General features: G+C 70.4%; 17 protein-coding genes. 12 read left to right on the forward strand and 5 right to left on the reverse strand.

Features of this window, described 5'->3' with window-relative positions; all coding sequences use genetic code 11:
• Positions 1–86: 86 nt before the first annotated feature.
• The gene (locus HCA44_RS04570) at positions 87–824 is read left to right on the forward strand and encodes an acyltransferase (RefSeq protein ID WP_169647318.1); all 738 of its coding nucleotides are present in this window, start codon (positions 87–89) and stop codon (positions 822–824) included.
• A 7-nt stretch (positions 825–831) separates the two neighbouring features.
• Here the strand turns inward: HCA44_RS04570 and HCA44_RS04575 are convergent, their stop codons facing one another.
• The 3 genes from HCA44_RS04575 to HCA44_RS04585 are packed head-to-tail and all read right to left on the reverse strand — an operon-like array spanning position 832 to position 4,432.
• The gene (locus HCA44_RS04575; protein WP_169647319.1) at positions 832–2,079 is read right to left on the reverse strand and encodes a glycosyltransferase family 4 protein; all 1,248 of its coding nucleotides are present in this window, start codon (positions 2,077–2,079) and stop codon (positions 832–834) included.
• Entirely contained in the window at positions 2,076–3,590 is a 1,515-nt protein-coding gene (locus HCA44_RS04580; RefSeq protein ID WP_169647370.1) for a glycoside hydrolase family 57 protein, read from the reverse strand. The genes HCA44_RS04575 and HCA44_RS04580 overlap by 4 nt, the downstream gene beginning before the upstream one ends.
• Positions 3,591–3,610: 20 nt before the next feature.
• A complete protein-coding gene (locus tag HCA44_RS04585; RefSeq protein ID WP_346764572.1) occupies positions 3,611–4,432 on the reverse strand; it encodes a class I SAM-dependent methyltransferase in 822 nt (273 codons plus the stop codon).
• Between the two features lie 249 nt (positions 4,433–4,681).
• Here HCA44_RS04585 and HCA44_RS04590 point away from each other — a divergent pair, with 249 nt between their 5' ends.
• The 7 genes from HCA44_RS04590 (at position 4,682) to HCA44_RS04620 (ending at position 12,610) form a co-directional block, all read left to right on the forward strand.
• Positions 4,682–5,482, forward strand: a complete 801-nt coding sequence (locus HCA44_RS04590) for an electron transfer flavoprotein subunit beta/FixA family protein (protein ID WP_169647320.1) — start codon at positions 4,682–4,684, stop codon at positions 5,480–5,482.
• Between the two features lie 50 nt (positions 5,483–5,532).
• Positions 5,533–6,492, forward strand: a complete 960-nt coding sequence (locus HCA44_RS04595; protein WP_169647321.1) for an electron transfer flavoprotein subunit alpha/FixB family protein — start codon at positions 5,533–5,535, stop codon at positions 6,490–6,492.
• A gap of 212 nt (positions 6,493–6,704) precedes the next feature.
• The gene (locus HCA44_RS04600; RefSeq protein WP_169647322.1) at positions 6,705–7,913 is read left to right on the forward strand and encodes a cysteine desulfurase family protein; all 1,209 of its coding nucleotides are present in this window, start codon (positions 6,705–6,707) and stop codon (positions 7,911–7,913) included.
• Positions 7,914–7,959: 46 nt separating this feature from the next.
• Entirely contained in the window at positions 7,960–9,072 is a 1,113-nt protein-coding gene (gene mnmA, locus HCA44_RS04605) for a tRNA 2-thiouridine(34) synthase MnmA (RefSeq protein ID WP_169647323.1), read from the forward strand.
• A complete protein-coding gene (locus HCA44_RS04610; protein WP_346764573.1) occupies positions 9,069–10,085 on the forward strand; it encodes a methionine synthase in 1,017 nt (338 codons plus the stop codon). Before mnmA ends, HCA44_RS04610 begins: the two co-directional genes overlap by 4 nt.
• Before the next feature lie 58 nt (positions 10,086–10,143).
• Positions 10,144–12,264, forward strand: coding sequence for an NAD-dependent DNA ligase LigA (gene ligA / locus HCA44_RS04615; RefSeq protein WP_169647324.1), 2,121 nt, complete (start codon positions 10,144–10,146; stop codon positions 12,262–12,264).
• 46 nt (positions 12,265–12,310) lie between these two features.
• Positions 12,311–12,610, forward strand: a complete 300-nt coding sequence (locus HCA44_RS04620; protein ID WP_169647325.1) for an ATP/GTP-binding protein — start codon at positions 12,311–12,313, stop codon at positions 12,608–12,610.
• Between the two features lie 4 nt (positions 12,611–12,614).
• Here the strand turns inward: HCA44_RS04620 and HCA44_RS04625 are convergent, their stop codons facing one another.
• Entirely contained in the window at positions 12,615–13,835 is a 1,221-nt protein-coding gene (locus HCA44_RS04625) for a hypothetical protein (RefSeq protein WP_240945275.1), read from the reverse strand.
• Between the two features lie 80 nt (positions 13,836–13,915).
• Positions 13,916–14,389, reverse strand: a complete 474-nt coding sequence (gene mce / locus HCA44_RS04630) for a methylmalonyl-CoA epimerase (protein WP_169647326.1) — start codon at positions 14,387–14,389, stop codon at positions 13,916–13,918.
• Between the two features lie 133 nt (positions 14,390–14,522).
• Here mce and HCA44_RS04635 point away from each other — a divergent pair, with 133 nt between their 5' ends.
• The 4 genes from HCA44_RS04635 to HCA44_RS20750 all read left to right on the forward strand — a co-directional run.
• Positions 14,523–15,716 carry an acetyl-CoA C-acetyltransferase gene (locus HCA44_RS04635; RefSeq protein ID WP_169647327.1) on the forward strand — a complete coding sequence of 398 codons (1,194 nt, stop codon included), beginning with the start codon at positions 14,523–14,525 and terminating at the stop codon, positions 15,714–15,716.
• A 69-nt stretch (positions 15,717–15,785) separates the two neighbouring features.
• Positions 15,786–16,166, forward strand: coding sequence for a DUF3817 domain-containing protein (locus tag HCA44_RS04640; RefSeq protein ID WP_169647328.1), 381 nt, complete (start codon positions 15,786–15,788; stop codon positions 16,164–16,166).
• 174 nt (positions 16,167–16,340) lie between these two features.
• Positions 16,341–17,234, forward strand: coding sequence for a tetratricopeptide repeat protein (locus HCA44_RS04645; protein ID WP_169647373.1), 894 nt, complete (start codon positions 16,341–16,343; stop codon positions 17,232–17,234).
• 73 nt (positions 17,235–17,307) lie between these two features.
• Positions 17,308–17,541 (forward strand): hypothetical protein (locus HCA44_RS20750; RefSeq protein WP_206037657.1); only part of this gene is annotated, 234 nt, incomplete at its 3' end.

Below are 17,541 nucleotides of genomic sequence, written 5' to 3' on the forward strand. Positions count from 1 at the left end.
CTTCGGCGCTCGTTCCGGTCACGGCAGGCAACACTATCCCGACGCCGGGCCACGCTCGCCGGCCGCGGGTACGTAGGCTGCCTGTCATGACGACGATGTGGGGTTCTCCGCTGCGTTCGCGGTGGCGGGGATCGCGGCGAGCGGACGACGAGCAGGCCCGTTTCCTGACGCTCGCGTCGCTGCGATGGGTGCTGGCGAACAAGGCGTACACGCCGTGGTACCTCGTGCGGTACTACCGCCTCGCGAAGTTCAGACTCGCGAACCCGCATGTCGTACTGCGCGGCATGGTGTTCCTCGGCAAGAGGGTCGAGATCCATGCCACGCCGGAGCTGTCGCGGCTCGAGATCGGCCGCTGGGTGCACATCGGCGACGGCAATGCGATCCGCTGCCACGAAGGCTCGCTGCGCATCGGCGACAAGGTGGTGTTCGGCAAGGACAATGTCGTCAACACGTACCTCGACATCGAGATCGGGGCGTCGACGCTCGTCGCGGACTGGTGCTACATCTGCGACTTCGACCACCGCACCGAGGACGTCACCGTGCCGATCAAGGATCAGGGCATCGTCAAGAGCCCGGTGCGCATCGGTCCCGACACGTGGATCGCCGCCAAGGTGTCGGTGCTTCGGGGCACGCGTGTGGGGCGCGGGTGCGTGCTCGGCGCGCACGCCGTCGTCAAGGGCGACATCCCCGACTTCGGCATTGCGGTCGGCTCGCCCGCGAAGGTCGTCAAGAACCGCAAGGCCGAATGGGAGTCCGGCGCGGCCGAGCGTGCCGAGTACATCGCTGCGCTCGAGGACATCGCCCGCAAGAAGGCCCTGGGCTGAGTGAGGGTCACCCTCGCCCGGGCAGCGGATGCTCGGGGATCTCGGGCCGTGCGAGTGGGTGACGGACGCGCCGCTTGGCCGCCGAGTACACCGCGACGGTCTGCTCCGCGACACCTGCCCAGTCGAAGTCTTCGGTGAGCCGCTCGCGTGCCGCGTGCGCGCGACGCTGTGCCGCGCCGGGGTCGTCGAGAACTTCGCGCACCGCCGACGTGAGCCCCGCGACGTCGCCCGGCAGGAAGGACAGCCCGGTGATCCCGTCGACGACCGCCTCGCCGAGCCCACCCGCGGTGGAGGCGACGAGCGGCGTGCCCGACGCGGCGGCTTCGAGCGCGATGATGCCGAACGGTTCGTAGCGGCTCGGCAGCACGATGACGTCGGCCGCGTGCAGCCAGCCGAGCAGCTCGGCGTGGCCGAGAGTGCCGACGAAGTCGACCGACCGCGCGACGCGGTGCGCGCGTGCCTGCTGGTACAGCCACGTGAACTGGGTGCCCCCGCCCGCGACGGTGAGTGTCGCGCCCGGATGCGTGCGCCGGATGCGCGGGAGCGCGGCGATCGCGTCCTGCACACCCTTCTCGTACTCGAGCCTGCCGACGAACAGCAGTCGCGGCGGCCCGACCCGCGGTGCGCGCGGCCGGAACGTCCACGTCGACAGGTCGATGCCGTTGCGGATGACCGTCACCGGTGCGAGCGACGGTCCGTACAGCGCGGTGACCTCGTCCTCCATCGAGGACGAGCACGTGATGAGCGCGTCGGAGTCGTTCGCGAGCCACCACTCGACCGAGTGCACCTGCCGGTTGATCCGGCCCGACAGCCAGCCGCTGTGCCTGCCCGCCTCGGTGGCGTGCAGTGTCGACACGAGCGGCACGTCGTAGTACTCGGCGAGTGCGATCGCAGGGTGCGCGACGAGCCAGTCGTGGGCGTGCACGACGTCGGGCGTCCAGCCTTCGCCGATGCCCGGCTTGTGCAGCGCGGTGCCCGCACGCACCATCGCGTGGCCCATCGCGAGGGTCCACGCGAGCATGTCCTCGCCGAACACGAAGTGTGCGGGATCCTCGGCGACCGCGACCACGAGCACACCGTCCTCGACGCGGGACTCCGTGGGATGAGTCGTCGCGTCGGTGCCGGACGGCTGCCGCGACAGCACCACCACCTCGTGGCCCGCCGCGGCGAGCTCGGTCGCGAGGTGGTGGACATGGCGGCCGAGACCGCCCACGACGACGGGCGGGTACTCCCACGAGACGATCAGGATCTTCACGGTGTGATCTCCGGGTTCACGGTCTGGGCGGGCGGCAGGCGGCGGGCGTCGAGACCGGGGAACAGCGAGTCCGCCTGGTTCCAGCCCGACGCGAGCGCGTGGGCGCGGTCGGTGCGCCCCGACGCGAGAGCGTCGCAGATCTCGCGCGTCGCGTGCGCATGCTTGTGCGCCCGCTCGCGCGCGTAGCCGGCGGCGGAATCCTTGCTCACCATGAACGCCCAGTCGGACGAGACCGTGAGCAGCGCCTCGCGCAGGATCTGGTCGGCGACGTGGTTGCGCACGTGGGGCGCCGCGTCGAGGGCCTTGTCGACGGTGTCGAGCGCGGTGCCGACGACCTCGGCATTCAGTTGGACGATGTCGGCGACCTGGTCGCCGGCCCACACGCGCCAGTCCTTGCCCGAGCCCCACGACGAGTCGTCGAGTTCGACGGCGTCGCCGACGAAGCCGTCGCGGCGGGCGTCGTCGAGAGTGCCGACGCGGATGCCCGCCTCGGGCAGTGCCCGCAGCACCTTCTCGAGCCACTGCGGGCCTTCGTACCACCAGTGCCCGAACAACTCCGTGTCGAACGCGGCGACGACGAGTGCCTCGCGCCCGACGCGATCGGACTCCGCGCGCAGACGCGCACGGACGGTGTCGACGAAGTCGGCGACGTGCTTGTCGAGCGCCGCCTCGGCGAGCGCGGGATCGTAGGGCGCCTTGTCCTCGGAGCCGACCGTGCGGCCGGTGACGCGGGACGGCTTGAGGCCGGTCGCGTGGTCGTAGGTGTGGAAATCGCGGTATGCGGCGTGCCCGGGGTAGCCCGACTTGGGGGACCACACGCGGTAGCTCACCGGCAGATCGCGACCGAACGCGACGACCTCGGATTCGCGCACCGGGCGGCCGAGCGCGGTGTCACCGTGCAGCGAGGGGCCGTCGACCATGAAGTGCCGCACACCCGCACGGTCGTAGAGGCGCTCGAGGCCGGGCGTGTACCCGCACTCGGGCGCCCAGATGCCGTTGGGTGTGTGTCCCCATCGAGCGCGGGCATCGGCGAGGCCCTCGGTGAGCGAGAACGCCCGCAGCCGTGCGTCGAGCAGCGGCTGGAAGGGGTGCGCGAGCGGTCCACCGAGCAGTTCCACGGTGTCGGCGTCGACGAGCTCCCGCACGACCGCGGAACCGCCGTGGCGCCAACGGTTCTCGAACAGGTCGAGGGCGTGGGCCGCCGCGCGGTGCTCGCGGACGCCCAGATCGGGCTTCCCGCCGAGGGCGGCCTCGTGTGCCCGCATCTGCCAGTTGCCGAGCCAGTGGTGCATGCCGGCGAGGCTGTGCGGGTCGTCGAGTTGTGCTGCGAGGACGGGTGTGACGCCGAGCGTGAGCAGATGGGATCGACCCTCGTCGGCGAGGCGGCGCAGTACCTCGGTGACCGGCAGGTACGACGCGGCCCACGACTGGTACAGCCATTCCTCGCCGACCGGCCACCGGCCGTGGTGGGGGAGCCACGGCAGGTGCGAGTGCAGAACGAGGCAGAACATGCCCGGTTCGCGCGCGGCGGTCACGGCGTGGCCTCGGATGTGGCTGCAGCAGAGGGCTTCACGGCGATCGCGACGAGATCGAGGCTGGCGTCGATGTCGGCTTCGCGCAGCACGAAATCGGCGACTGCGACGCCCTCGACGTCGCGCGCGAGCGACTCCGGCCACGGTTCGCCGGCGAGGGCGCGGTCGATCTGCGCGTCGATGAACGAACCGCCGTGCTTCTCGTCGAGTTCCGCGAGGCGCGGGCCGTGGTGCACGCCGGTCATGGTGGTGACTCGGAAGCCGGCGCCCTCCAGCAGTTCGGTGAGTTCGCGCGCGTCGAGTTCGCGGGTGTGGAACGGGTTGAGCGGTGTGTCGCGACCGGGGGAGAATGTGATGCGGTTGGGGGTGCTGACGAGCAGTTCGCCACCCGGCGTGAGGACACGGAAGCATTCGCGCAGGAACTGTGCCTGGTCCCAGAGGTGTTCGATCACTTGGAAATTGACGATCGTGTCGACCGACTGGTCGGCGAGGGGGAGTTCCGCGAGGTTGCCGTGCAGCATCTCGACGCGGGGGTAGCGGGCGCGGATGTGCTCGACGGCGGAGGTGTCGTAGTCGACGCCGGTGACGTGCGCGGCGACGTCGGCGATCATGTCGGCGCCGTAGCCTTCGCCCGGGCCGGCCTCGAGCACGCGTGCGCCCGCGCAGCGGGGTACGAGCTCGCGATAGACGACTTCGTGCCGTCGGAACCAGTAGTTCTCCTCCGGGATGCCGGGCACCGTGCGCTCGCCCGTCAAGGGGAGGGACGACTCGGCAGGGCCGGGTGCGGACGCGGTGGGGGTACCGACGGATGAATCGCTCACCGCTGCGAGAGTAGTGCGCGCGGCGGCGTGCATCGAGAGGTGGTCCACATCACAGCCCTCGAATGGCGCTTCGCTTATATGGTGAGGGAACTTGTCACGCAAGTTACCGGCCGGTAACTTGGCGTGGGGTAATCTGACGCACAACCGACGACGGTAGGACGACGTGCGCCTTCTGCCAGGGTCGCATGGGCGAGCCGGCAGATGCGTGCACATACACAGGGAAACCACACAGGAGGTCGACGTAGACCCATGACGAACATCGTTGTTTTGATCAAGCAGGTTCCGGACACGTGGTCCGAGCGCAAGCTCACCGACGGAGATTTCACGCTCGACCGTGAGGCCGCCGACGCGGTCCTCGACGAGATCAACGAGCGCGCCGTCGAGGAAGCCCTGCTGATCAAGGAAGCACAGGGTGGCGAGGTGATCGTCCTGAGCGCCGGTCCCGATCGCGCGACCGAGGCGATCCGCAAGGCCCTGTCCATGGGTGCCGACAAGGCCGTCCACATCAACGATCCCGCGCTGCACGGGTCGGATGCGATCCAGACCGCGTGGACGCTCGCGGCCGCTCTCGGCCAGATCACCTTCGAGAACGAGGCCGCCGCCGACCTCATCATCGCAGGCAACGAGGCCACCGACGGCCGCGTCGGTGCCGTGCCTGCCATCATCGCCGAGTACCTGGGCATCCCGCAGCTCACGCAGCTGCGCAAGCTCACGGTCGCCGACGGCAAGGCCACGGGCGAGCGCGAGACCGACGAAGGCGTGTTCGGCCTCGAGGCCGAACTGCCCGCGATCGTCTCGGTCAACGAGAAGATCAACGAGCCCCGCTTCCCGTCCTTCAAGGGCATCATGGCCGCGAAGAAGAAGGAAGTGACCGTCTACACCCTCGCGGATCTCGGTGTCGATCCCGAGACGGTGGGCGTCGCCAACGCCGGCACCACGGTCACCGCATCCACCCCGAAGCCCCCGCGTACCGCTGGTGAGCGCATCGCAGACGAAGGAGACGGCGGCAACCAGGTCGCTCAGTACCTCGTCGCGCAGAAGATCATCTGATCGCGCCCGACACACCACCAGCAGAGCAGACACAGGGAGAGTAGTTAGACATGGCAGAAGTACTCGTGCTCGTCGAGCACGCCGAGGGCGCGCTCAAGAAGGTCAGCACCGAACTCCTCACCGCCGCACGTGCACTCGGTGAGCCGTCCGCCGTCGTCGCGGGCCCGGCAGGCACCGCGGACGGCCTCGCCGACGCGCTCGCCGCCGCGGGCGCCGAGAAGATCTACGTCGCCGAGTCGGACGACGTCGACGGATTCCTGATCACTCCCAAGGTCGACGTCCTCGCGTCGCTCGTCGAATCGGTCTCGCCCGCAGCGGTGCTCACCGCCGCGAGCGTCGAGGGCAAGGAAGTGTCGGGCCGCCTCGCCGCGCGTATCGGCTCGGGCCTGCTCGTCGACGTCGTCGACGTCAAGGCGGACGGCAACGTCGTCCACTCGATCTTCGGTGGCGCCTACACCGTCGATGCCCACGGCAACGGCGACGTGCCGGTCATCTCGGTCCGTCCCGGCTCGATCGAGGCCGCTCCGCAGGCCGGCGCAGGCGAGAAGGTCGCCGTCGAGGTTCCCGCGCAGGACGAGGGCGTCGTCAAGGTCGTCTCGCGTGATCCCATCGTCGGTGGCGACCGCCCCGAGCTCACCGAGGCCACGATCGTCGTGTCCGGTGGCCGCGGTGTCGGGTCGGAGGACAAGTTCCACGAGGTCGTCGAGCCGCTCGCCGACTCGCTCGGTGCCGCCGTCGGCGCGTCGCGTGCCGCAGTCGACTCGGGTTACTACCCGGGCCAGTTCCAGGTCGGCCAGACCGGCAAGACCGTCTCGCCGCAGCTGTACGTCGCGCTCGGTATCTCCGGTGCGATCCAGCACCGCGCGGGCATGCAGACCTCGAAGACGATCATCGCCGTCAACAAGGACGAAGAGGCACCCATCTTCGAGATCGCGGACTACGGCATCGTGGGCGACCTGTTCAACGTCGCGCCGCAGCTCACCGAGGCTGTCAAGAAGCACAAGGGCTGATCGACCGCCCTCGGCGGCCCCGCTCTCGACCTCGAGAGCGGGGCCTTCTGCGTGTTCGGGCGAGCGTTCATCGAGTCGGCGCACACGGGACATGTGGGGGTGGCCCCGTCGTCGCCCGCGGTACTCGGGCTGCCGGGGACGTTCGCGCCCGCCGGCGGGCGTGTGCTCGTGCGGGAAGCCGCGCGTGTGGGCTGAGTTATCCTGGTCGGGTCATGTCGTCCGCCCGTGCACTCACCTCTCCCGTCTACCTGGACCACGCCGCCACCACCCCGATGGTGTCCGAGGCCGCCCAGGCGATGGTCGAGATCTTCGGCAGCGTCGGCAATGCGTCGTCTCTACACGGGTCGGGTCGCGCTGCGCGTCGCCGCGTCGAGGAGGCCCGCGAGTCGATCGCCGCCGACCTGGGCGCGCGTCCGTCCGAGGTGCTGTTCACGTCCGGCGGCACCGAGAGCGACAATCTCGCGGTCAAGGGCATCTTCTGGAGCAGGCGCGCCGCCGACCCCGCGCGGACGCGCATCGTCGCGAGCGCGGTCGAGCATCACGCGGTGCTCGATGCGGTCGAGTGGCTCGAGCGCCACGAAGGCGCACAGGTCACGTGGCTGCCCGTCGACGACGCGGGTCGCGTGTCCCCGCACACGCTGCGTGCGGTCCTCGCGGAGCATGCGGACGACACCGCGCTCGTCACCGTCATGTGGGCGAACAACGAGGTCGGCACGATCATGCCGATCGCCGAACTCGCCGCGATCGGTGCGGAGTTCGACGTCCCGGTGCACAGCGATGCCGTGCAGGCCGCGGGGCATCTCGCCGTCGACTTCGCTGCGAGCGGGCTGGCCGCGATGAGCGTCGCGGCACACAAGTTCGGTGGTCCGCAGGGCGTGGGGGCCTTGCTGCTCGGTCGCACGGTGGGCTGCGAAGCCCAGTTGCACGGCGGCGGACACGAACGCGACCTGCGGTCCGGTACGCACGACGTCGCGGGTGTCGCGGGCATGGCGGCGGCGCTGCGGGTCGCGGCGAACACCGACGACGCGCTGCTGCGGGCATTGCGGGACCGGCTGATCGCGGAGGTCGAGCGCGTCGATCCCACCGCGGTCCTCAACGGCCCGCGTGGCCGGGACCGCCTTGCAGGCAACGCGCACTTCACGTTCCCCGGCTGCGAAGGCGACTCGCTGCTCATGCTGCTCGACGCCGCGGGAATCGAGTGTTCCACCGGGTCGGCGTGCACCGCGGGCGTGGCGCGACCGAGCCATGTGCTCACCGCGATGGGTGTCGAACCGTCGCGCGCGCGAGGGTCCTTGCGGTTCTCGCTCGGCCACACGTCCACCGAAGCGGATGTGCAGGCGCTCGCGGACACGCTGCCACAGGTCGTCGAACGCGCGCGGGCCGCGGGCCTCGCGGCGGCCGGTGCACACCGGTCGTACTGACCGACACAGGAAACCCACGACACGGAAGCAAGGTAGGGATCGACCGATGCGAGTACTGGCAGCCATGAGCGGCGGAGTCGACTCCGCCGTGGCCGCGGCGCGCGCCGTCGCCGCGGGCCACGACGTCGTCGGGGTGCACCTCGCCTTGTCGACCGATCCCGGCACGCTGCGCACGGGTGCTCGCGGATGCTGCTCGAAGGAGGACGCGGGCGATGCCCGCCGAGCCGCGGACGTGCTCGGCATCCCGTTCTACGTATGGGATTTCGCCGATCGCTTCAAGGAAGACGTCATCGACGATTTCGTCGAGTCGTACGCGGCCGGGGAGACGCCCAACCCGTGCCTGCGGTGCAACGAGAAGATCAAGTTCTCCGCGCTCGCCGACCGTGCGCTCGCGCTGGGCTTCGACGCCGTCGCGACCGGTCACTACGCGCGGCTCGAGGACGGCGAACTGCGGCGCGCCGTCGACCACGACAAGGACCAGTCGTACGTGCTCGCGGTGCTGACTCCCGAACAGCTCGCGCACGCGATGTTCCCGGTCGGCGACACCCCCAAGGAGTCGATCCGCGCGGAGGCGGCCGAGCGGGGCCTCGCGGTCGCGAACAAGCCGGACAGTCACGACATCTGCTTCATCCCGTCCGGCGACACCCGGGCCTTCCTCGGTGCGCGTATCGGTGTCCGCCCGGGCGCCGTCGTCGACGGGGGGACGGGCGAGGTCCTCGCCGAACACGACGGTGTGCACGGCTTCACGATCGGTCAGCGCAAGGGCCTCGGCATCGCAGGCCCGGGCCCGGACGGCTCACCGCGCTATGTCACCGGCATCGATCCCGAGTCGGGCACCGTCAGCGTCGGCTCGGCGCGAGACCTCGAGGTGTGGACCGTCAGCGCCGAGCGTGCCGTGTGGACGTCCGGCGACGTCCCCACCGAGCCCGTCGAGTGCGTCGTGCAGGTGCGCGCGCACGGCGGCACGGCGCCTGCCGTCGCGGTCGCGGTCGACGACGGCATCCGCATCGACCTGCGCGAGCCGCTCACCGGTGTCGCGAAGGGCCAGGCCGCCGTGCTCTACCTGCTCGACGCCGAGCGCGGCGATCGTGTCCTCGGCAGCGGCACGATCTCCGGCACGTCTGCGCGCAGCGCACTGTCGGCCGCGAACGCACTGTGACGCAACCATTCTCCTTCTCGGGCCAGGCCACCGGTATCGGCTCGATGCCCGGCACCGACGCGCACGAAGCCACGGCCGTGGTGGTCGGGGAGCTCGCGGTGCCGCATGTCGTGGAACTACCCGCCCGCGGGCTCGGTGCCGACATGATCGGACGGGCTGCGGCGTTGCTCGTCGACATCCCGCTCGACACGTCGACCACCGGATATCGCGTCGGGGCCCGTGCCAGCACGGCCGCCCGCCGCGCGCGTGATTTCCTCGCGCGCGACGTCGACGCACTCGAGGAAGCGTGGGAACGCGCGCGCCGTGAACGTGGCGGCACCGTCAAGGTGCAGGCGCCCGGTCCGTGGACACTCGCGGCCTCGCTCGAACTCGCGGGCGGAGCCCGGCTGCTCACCGATCGCGGCGCGGTGCGCGATGTGGCCGACTCGCTGGGCGAGGGCCTCGCGGTGCACGCGGCCGACGTCGCGCGGCGCACCGGCGCCGACGTCATCGTGCAGTGGGACGAGCCGCTGCTGCCGGACGTCGTGGCCGGCCGGCTACGCGGACGCACGAAACTCGAGACGATCGGGGCCGTCCCGCGGCCCGAGGCGGTCGCGATGCTCGACCGGGTCGTCGACGGGTGCGGTCGCATGTCGCTCGTGCACTGCTGTGCCGACGACATTCCGGCCGATCTCGTGCGTGAGAGTGCGGCGTCGGCGCTCTCGATCGACCTCGCGGCCGTCGGTCCGGCAGCCTTCGACGGACTCGGGGAACTGCTCGAATCGGGGACCCGACTGCTGCTCGGCGCGGTGCCGTCCACCGACCCCGGCGGCCGCGCGTCGTGGCACGAATACGCCCGCCGCGCCGTGGCCCTCGGCGATCGGCTCGGTTTTCCACGCACGGCATTCGCCGCTCGCGTCGGCATCACCCCTGCGTGTGGCCTCGCGGGTGCGAGCGCGTCGTGGACCCGCACCGCGCTGCGCGCTGCCTCGGACGCGGCAGCCGCCGTCGCCGCCGACCCCGAGGAATTCTGAGGGCTGCCGCGCCTCCGCACGTGCTCGCGACGTCGGTCCGACCGGATAATCTGACACGGTGAGCGAACCGAGCAGCCCCGTCACCGAACCCGCGCCCGCCGGGCCCGAACTCGAGGCCGCGCCCGAGGCGGCGCACGAGCGCTGGCGTGCCCTCGCTGACGAGGTCCGCGAACACCAGTTCCGCTACTACGTGCGGGACGCGCCGATCATCTCGGACGGCGAGTTCGACGCGCTGCTGAGCGAGCTCGACGAGCTCGAGAACACGTACCCCGATCTGCGCACCCCCGACTCCCCGACACAGCTCGTCGGCGGCGGCTTCGCCACCGAGTTCACGGCCGTCGACCACCTCGAGCGCATGCTCAGTCTCGACAACGTGTTCGATCTCGACGCGATGCGCACGTGGATCTCGCGAGTCGAGCAGGAGACCGGCACCGGCGTGCACTACCTGTGCGAGGTCAAGATCGACGGCGTCGCGCTCGACCTCGTGTACGAGAACGGCACGCTCGCGCGCGCGGCCACCCGCGGCGACGGGCGCACCGGCGAGGACGTCACGCTCAACGCACGCACCATCTCCGACATCCCCGAAAGGCTCACCGGCACCGACGAGTATCCGGTACCCACGGTGCTCGAAGTACGCGGCGAGGTGTTCTTCCGGCTCGAGGATTTCGCGGCGCTCAACGCGAGCCTCGTCGCCGAGGGCAAACCGCCGTTCGCCAATCCCCGAAACTCGGCGGCCGGTTCGCTTCGGCAGAAGAACCCGGCCGTCACAGCGCGCCGCAGGCTCGGCATGATCTGCCACGGCCTCGGCCGCGTCGAGGGATTCGAACCGTCGTCGCAGTACGACGCGTACACGGCCCTCGCAGCGTGGGGCCTTCCGGTGTCCTCGCACACCGCGCAGGTCCGCGGCGCCGACGCCGTGATCGATCGGGTGCAGTACTGGGGGGAGCATCGGCACGACGTCGAGCACGAGATCGACGGGCTCGTGGTGAAGGTCGACGAGGTCGCACTGCAGCGCAGGCTGGGCACCACGTCGCGCGCGCCGCGCTGGGCCATCGCGTACAAGTACCCGCCCGAGGAAGCCACCACCAAGCTGCTCGACATCCGTGTCGGCGTCGGCCGCACCGGGCGGGTCACGCCGTTCGCGTTCATGGAGCCGGTACTGGTGGCCGGGTCGACGGTGTCGAGGGCGACGCTCCACAATGCGTCCGAGGTCGTGCGCAAGGGCGTCCTGATCGGTGACACCGTCGTCATCCGCAAGGCGGGCGACGTCATCCCCGAGGTGCTCGGACCCGTCGTCGACGTGCGGACCGGCGACGAACACGAGTTCGTGATGCCGACGCACTGCCCCGAGTGCGGCACCGAGCTCGCGCCCGCCAAGGAGGGCGACGCCGACATCCGGTGCCCCAACCAGCAGTTCTGCCCCGGACAACTGCGCGAACGCGTCTTCTACGTCGCCGGGCGCGGCGCATTCGACATCGAGGTTCTCGGCTACGAGTCGGCCACCGCGCTGCTCGACGCGGGCGTCATCGCGAACGAGGGCGACCTGTTCTCGCTCACCGAGGCCGACCTCATGCGCACCACCTTGTTCCGCACCAACGACGGCGCACTGTCCGCCAACGGGGCGCGGCTGCTCGCGAACCTCGACAGCGCCAAGGACAAACCGCTGTGGCGGGTGCTCGTCGCGTTGTCCATCCGGCACGTCGGGCCCACCGCCGCGCGGGCACTGGCAGGCGAGTTCGGCGAACTCGACCGTATCCGGCAGGCGTCGCTCGACGAACTCGCGGCCGTCGACGGCGTCGGACCCACCATCGCCGCGGCCGTGCACGAGTGGTTCCAGGTGCCGTGGCACCGCGAGATCGTCGACAAGTGGGCCGCCGCGGGCGTGCGCATGGTCGACGAGCGCGATGCGTCGATACCGCGCAATCTCGAAGGCCTGTCGATCGTCGTCACCGGCACACTCGAACGGTTCTCGCGCGACCAGGCGAAGGAGGCGATCCTGGCGCGCGGCGGCAAGGCGGCGGGGTCGGTGTCGAAGAAGACGGCATTCGTCGTGGTCGGTGATTCACCGGGCTCGAAGCACGACAAGGCCGTCGAACTCGGCGTCCCGGTGCTCGACGAGGATGCGTTCGAGGTGTTGCTCACGGAGGGTCCGGACGCGGTCGCGCCGCCCGCCGAGTGACCTCGCCACCGTCCGGCCTGCACGCGGCCGGACGTAGAGTGGGGCCATGCCCCGCAGGAAGCCGCAGCAGCCGTCGCGCCCCCTGACCGGGGCGTTGTTCGCGCACGAGCGCACCGAGTCCGGGCCGGGCCCGCACGGCGGCGAGCAGTACGTGGTGCGCAACATCTCGGGTGCGCAGGCGGGCAAGGTCTACCGCTGCCCGGGCTGCGACCACGAGATCGGGCGTGGAGTGGCACACGTCGTGGCGTGGCCCGTCGACTTCGGGGGGCCCGACGAACGCAGGCACTGGCACTCCGGGTGCTGGGGCGGACGGCACACCCGAGGTGTGACCCGCCGCTGGTCGTGACCCGTCAGCTGCGCGTGCGCGCGGTTTCGCGGTTCTTCGCCTGTCCCTGCTGCTTGGTCGCGTTCTGCTGCTTGCCGGGGTTCCGGTTCTGATTCTGTGCCTGCGGCTGTCCCTTGGCGGGATCCCTGGTCGGGCCCTCGTCCTTGGTCCGGCCCTGCCCACCGCCGTTCTGTCGACTGCTCCGGGCGGATGCGCCTCCGTCGTCCGGCGTCTCGAGCGGCTTCGTCTCGGGTGCGTCGGCCTGGCGCGTGTCGATCGCCTGCGTGTCGGTGTCGTCGCCGTTCTCGGCGTCGGCGCCGTCCTCGCGATCGGTGGGCCGCTGCGGCTGCGCGTCGGCACCCGCTCGTGCTTCGACCTCGACCGGTGTCGCGTCGAGCAGTTCGCTCTCGCGGTTGACCGATGCGAGCATCGCCGGGACCGAGTCGAGCTGGCCGCGGATGCCCAGCAGCTGCGCGAGGATGCGGCCGCGCAGGACACGCAGTTCCTCGGCGAGTTCCTTGGCATGCGCGATCTTGCGTTCGGACTGGTCGGTGGCGGCCTGGAGGCGACGTTCGGCCTCGTGGGTGGCGTCGGCGATGCGGCGCTTGGCCTCGGCCTTGCTGGACGCTTCGAGTTCGTTCACCGCCGAGATCGTCTTCTGGCGCCGCTCGGACATCGTGAGATCGAAGTCTTCCTGGATCGCGGTGCGCTTGGCCTCCGCCTCCGCGGCGAGACGATCGCGTTCGGCCTGAGCAGCCTCGACGATGCGCGCGGCCTCGGTGCGAGCGCGCGCCATGGTCTGCTCGTGCTCGATCTCGAGCGCCTTGCGGCGGTCCTCGAGCTCGGCGACCAGGGATTCGTGGCGTCCGCGGAGCTGCGCGGCCTCCTGTTCGGCGACCGACACCATTTCGGCGGCGTCGGCCTCGGCCTTGGCGCGCACCTCGGACGCTTCGTCGGACGCGAGGCGCAGCATGCGCGAGATGCGGTCGCTCATGCCCTCGGCGGTGGTGGGCGGCACCGACAACCGATCGACATCCTTGCGGAGATCGTCGATCTCGCCGCGGGCGTCCTCGAGCTGACGGGCGAGGTCGCGTGCCTGCGCTGCCGCGGCGTCGCGATCGGCCGCGGTGACTCGGAGCTCGGCGTCGAAGCGCTCGAAGTAGTTGCGCACCTCGTCACGATCGAAGCCCTTGCGCACGATCGCGAAGGGGAGAGAGATCGAACCGCTGTCCTGCTCGTTGGCCATGCGCCCAATCTACCCGGGGCCGCCGCGGTGTGTCCTCGCGGACGGGGACGCGCGCGGCGGCGTTTCGGGGAGGGTGACGCTCAGTGCGCTGCGGCGGGTTCCACGAGCTCGACCAGCACGCCACCCGCGTCCTTGGGGTGCACGAAGTTGATGCGCGACTCGGCGGTGCCGCGACGCGGGGCGTCGTAGAGCAGGCGCACGCCCTTCGCGCGCAGCTGCTCGGAGATCGCGTCGATGTCGGTGACGCGGTATGCGAGCTGCTGCAGCCCCGGGCCGCTGCGATCGATGAACTTGGCGATCGTCGACGTCTCGTCGAGCGGTGCGAGCAGCTGGACCTGGGCGGAACCGGCGGGCGCGCCCACCACGGACAGCATGGCTTCGCGGACGCCCTGTTCGGCGTTGGTCTCCTCGTGCGTGACGGTCATGCCGAGGTGCTCGGAATACCACGCCGCGGCCTTGTCGAGATCGGGAACCGCGATGCCGACGTGGTCGATGGCCACCACCAGGTCGGACGAGAGCGGCGAAGCGGACTGGGCATGCGCAGATTCGGTCATGCCTCGAAGGTAGCCTGCACTGTGTACGGCCTCTCGCCGGGGATGTGACTCACGTCGCTTCCCGCGTGCAGAGCGATCTTCGAATGGCGCGCCGCCCGTGGCGTCCGCGCCGGTAGCGAGTCCGGAGGACGATGTGACCACTTCTGTGATTGTCGGCGGCGCCCGCACCCCCATGGGGCGGCTGATGGGGTCCTTGAAGGATCTGTCGGGTGCCGATCTCGGCGGTGCGGCCGTCAAGGGCGCCCTCGAGAAGTCCGGGGTCGCGCCCGAGCAGGTCGAGTACGTGATCATGGGGCAGGTCCTCACCGCCGGTGCGGGCCAGATCCCGGCGCGTCAGGCGGCAGTCGCCGCGGGCATCCCGATGGATGTCCCGGCACTCACGATCAACAAGGTGTGCCTGTCGGGTGTCGACGCGATCGCGATGGCCGACCAGATGATCCGCGCGGGCGAGTTCGACGTCGTCGTCGCGGGCGGGCAGGAATCGATGACCCGCGCGCCGCACATGCTCGAGAAGAGCCGCGCCGGCTTCAAGTACGGCGACGTCACGATGCGCGACCACATGGCGTACGACGGCCTGCACGACATCTTCACCGATCAGGCGATGGGCAACCTCACCGAGAGCTACAACGCCACCGCCGCCGATCCGATCACGCGCGAGGACCAGGATGCGTTCGCGGCGCGCTCGCACCAGAACGCGGCACGGGCCTGGAAGGACGGGCTGTTCGACGCCGAGGTGGTTCCGGTGTCGATCCCGCAGCGCAAGGGCGACCCGGTGGTCGTGGCACAGGACGAGGGTGTGCGTGCCGACACGACCGCCGAGACACTCGCGAAGCTGCGGCCCGCGTTCGCGAAGGACGGCACGATCACCGCCGGCAGCGCGTCGCCCATCTCGGACGGTGCCGCGGCGGTCGTCGTGATGAGCAAGGCGAAGGCCGAGGAGCTGGGTCTCGAGTGGATCGCCGAGATCGGTGCGCACGGCGTCGTGGCGGGTCCCGACTCGACCCTCCAGCTGCAGCCCGCGAACGCGATCGCGAAGGCATGCGCGAAGGAAGGCATCGACCCGAAGGATCTCGACCTGATCGAGATCAACGAGGCGTTCGCTGCCGTGGGCATCGCGTCCACTCGTGCGCTCGGCATCGACGCCGACAAGGTCAACGTCAACGGCGGCGCCATCGCGCTGGGCCACCCGCTCGGCATGTCGGGCGCCCGCATCGCCCTGCACCTCGCGCTCGAGCTGGGCAGGCGCGGCGGCGGTGTCGGTGTCGCGGCGCTGTGCGGCGGCGGTGGTCAGGGCGACGCGTTGATCGTGCGGGTTCCGAAGAAGTAGCAGCGGCAGGGGAGCGTGGTGACGGATCCCACTACGGGCCGTCGTAGAAGCTGCTGCACAATGGGCGGTATGCCGAATTTCCTCGACATCTCCACTCCCGCGAAACGGTTCCGCCTCGTCGCGTGGTGGGAGGCCGTCACCTGGGCCGCCCTCCTCGTCGCCATGTTCTTCAAGTGGGTGCTGGGCTTCGAGGAAGCCGTGCGCATCCCCGGCATGGTGCACGGGATCGCGGGCTTCGCGCTGTTCGTCGTCGTCACGCTCGCCACGGCGGGCTCGCTGCGGTGGGACATGAAGACCACATTCCTCGCGCTCGTGTCGAGCGTGCCCCCGTTCGGCACCGTCGTGTTCGAGCGGTGGGCCGTCCGCAACGGCAAGCTGGCCGAGCTGTCGGCTGCCGCTGGGGAGCCCGATTCCGGCGCGACCGGCTCGGGGGATACCGCCCGCGTCTGACCCGATCCGCACCACCCGTTCCGTGAGCGGCCCGGCACCGAGTGTTGGGCCGCTCACTGCATCTCGTCGCATGACGCCCTGCGTTCCGAAGAGGCGCCCGATCGTGCGAAACTGGAGAGCGTGACACGACCAGGATCCCGCCCGTCCGCACGCACGTCCGCCGTGGCCGCGGCCATGAGCGGCGCAGTCGATCTGTCCGGTCTCAAGGACCGCGCGAGCGCACCCCCGCCGCCGCCCGAAGGCGCGGCACCCGCAGCGGGAGCGTTGGCTCCCGTCGTGGACGTCACCGAAGCCACCTTCGAGGACGAGGTTCTGCGCCGCTCGATGCAGGTTCCGGTCGTCGTCGACCTGTGGGCCACGTGGTGCGAGCCGTGCAAGCAGCTTTCACCCGTACTCGAGAAGCTCGCGAACGAAGCGGGCGGCCGCTGGGTGCTCGCGAAGGTCGACGTCGACGCCAATCCCCGTATCGCGCAGGCGTTCGGTGTCCAGTCGGTGCCGACCGTCATCGCGGTCGCGGGTGGTCAGCCACTCGCCGACTTCCAGGGTGCGCAGCCCGAAGACCAGCTCCGGCAGTGGATCTCGGCCGTCGAGCAGGCCGTCGCGGGCAAGCTCAGCGGCCCACCTGCCGCGGGCGAGGCGAGCGAGGAGCCCGAGCCCGAGGATCCGCGGTTCACCGCCGCCGAGGACGCACTCGACCAGGGCGACCTGCCCGGCGCGATCGCGGCCTACGAGAACATTCTCGCCGAGGAGCCCGGCAACGCCGAGGCCGCGGCCGCGCTGCGTCAGGTGCGTTTCCTCGAGCGCACCCAGTCGCTCGCACCCGACGCGATCGACGTCGCCGACGCGAACCCCGACGATCTGGACGCACAGATCGCGGCCGCAGATCTCGAACTCGCGTCGCAGAACCCCGAAGCCGCATTCGACCGCCTCGTCGCTGCCGTGCGCCGCACCGCGGGCGACGACCGTGCACGGATGCGGACGCGTCTGCTCGAACTGTTCGAGCTGTTCGATGCAACAGATCCGGTGGTCGTCGCGGCACGGCGCAAGCTGGCGTCCGCTCTCTACTGACGGCGAAGGGCCTGTTCAGAACGGGGGGCGGGCTGCCGGCGTCGTAACCCGAGTGTGCAGGAACGGTCTGTGCTTGCCGAACAGTGACCGGTGGTGGCGTGGCGTCGAGGATGTATTTCAGGTCGTCTTCGATGCCTCGTCCGTTGGGTTGTCCGAAGAGGCGCTCGAGTGTGGCGGGTTCGGTGAGTTCGACACCGAGAGCCTCCGCGATGTCGGTGTCCGCAATACCGCTGTGGTGTGTCGGGTGGTCTGGGGTGCTGAATTCGCCTGTGGGTTCGGTGATCACGTGTTCGCCGGTGGCCATGGT

The organism is Rhodococcus sp. HNM0569 (assembly GCF_012726205.1).
Taxonomy (GTDB): domain Bacteria; phylum Actinomycetota; class Actinomycetes; order Mycobacteriales; family Mycobacteriaceae; genus Rhodococcus_F.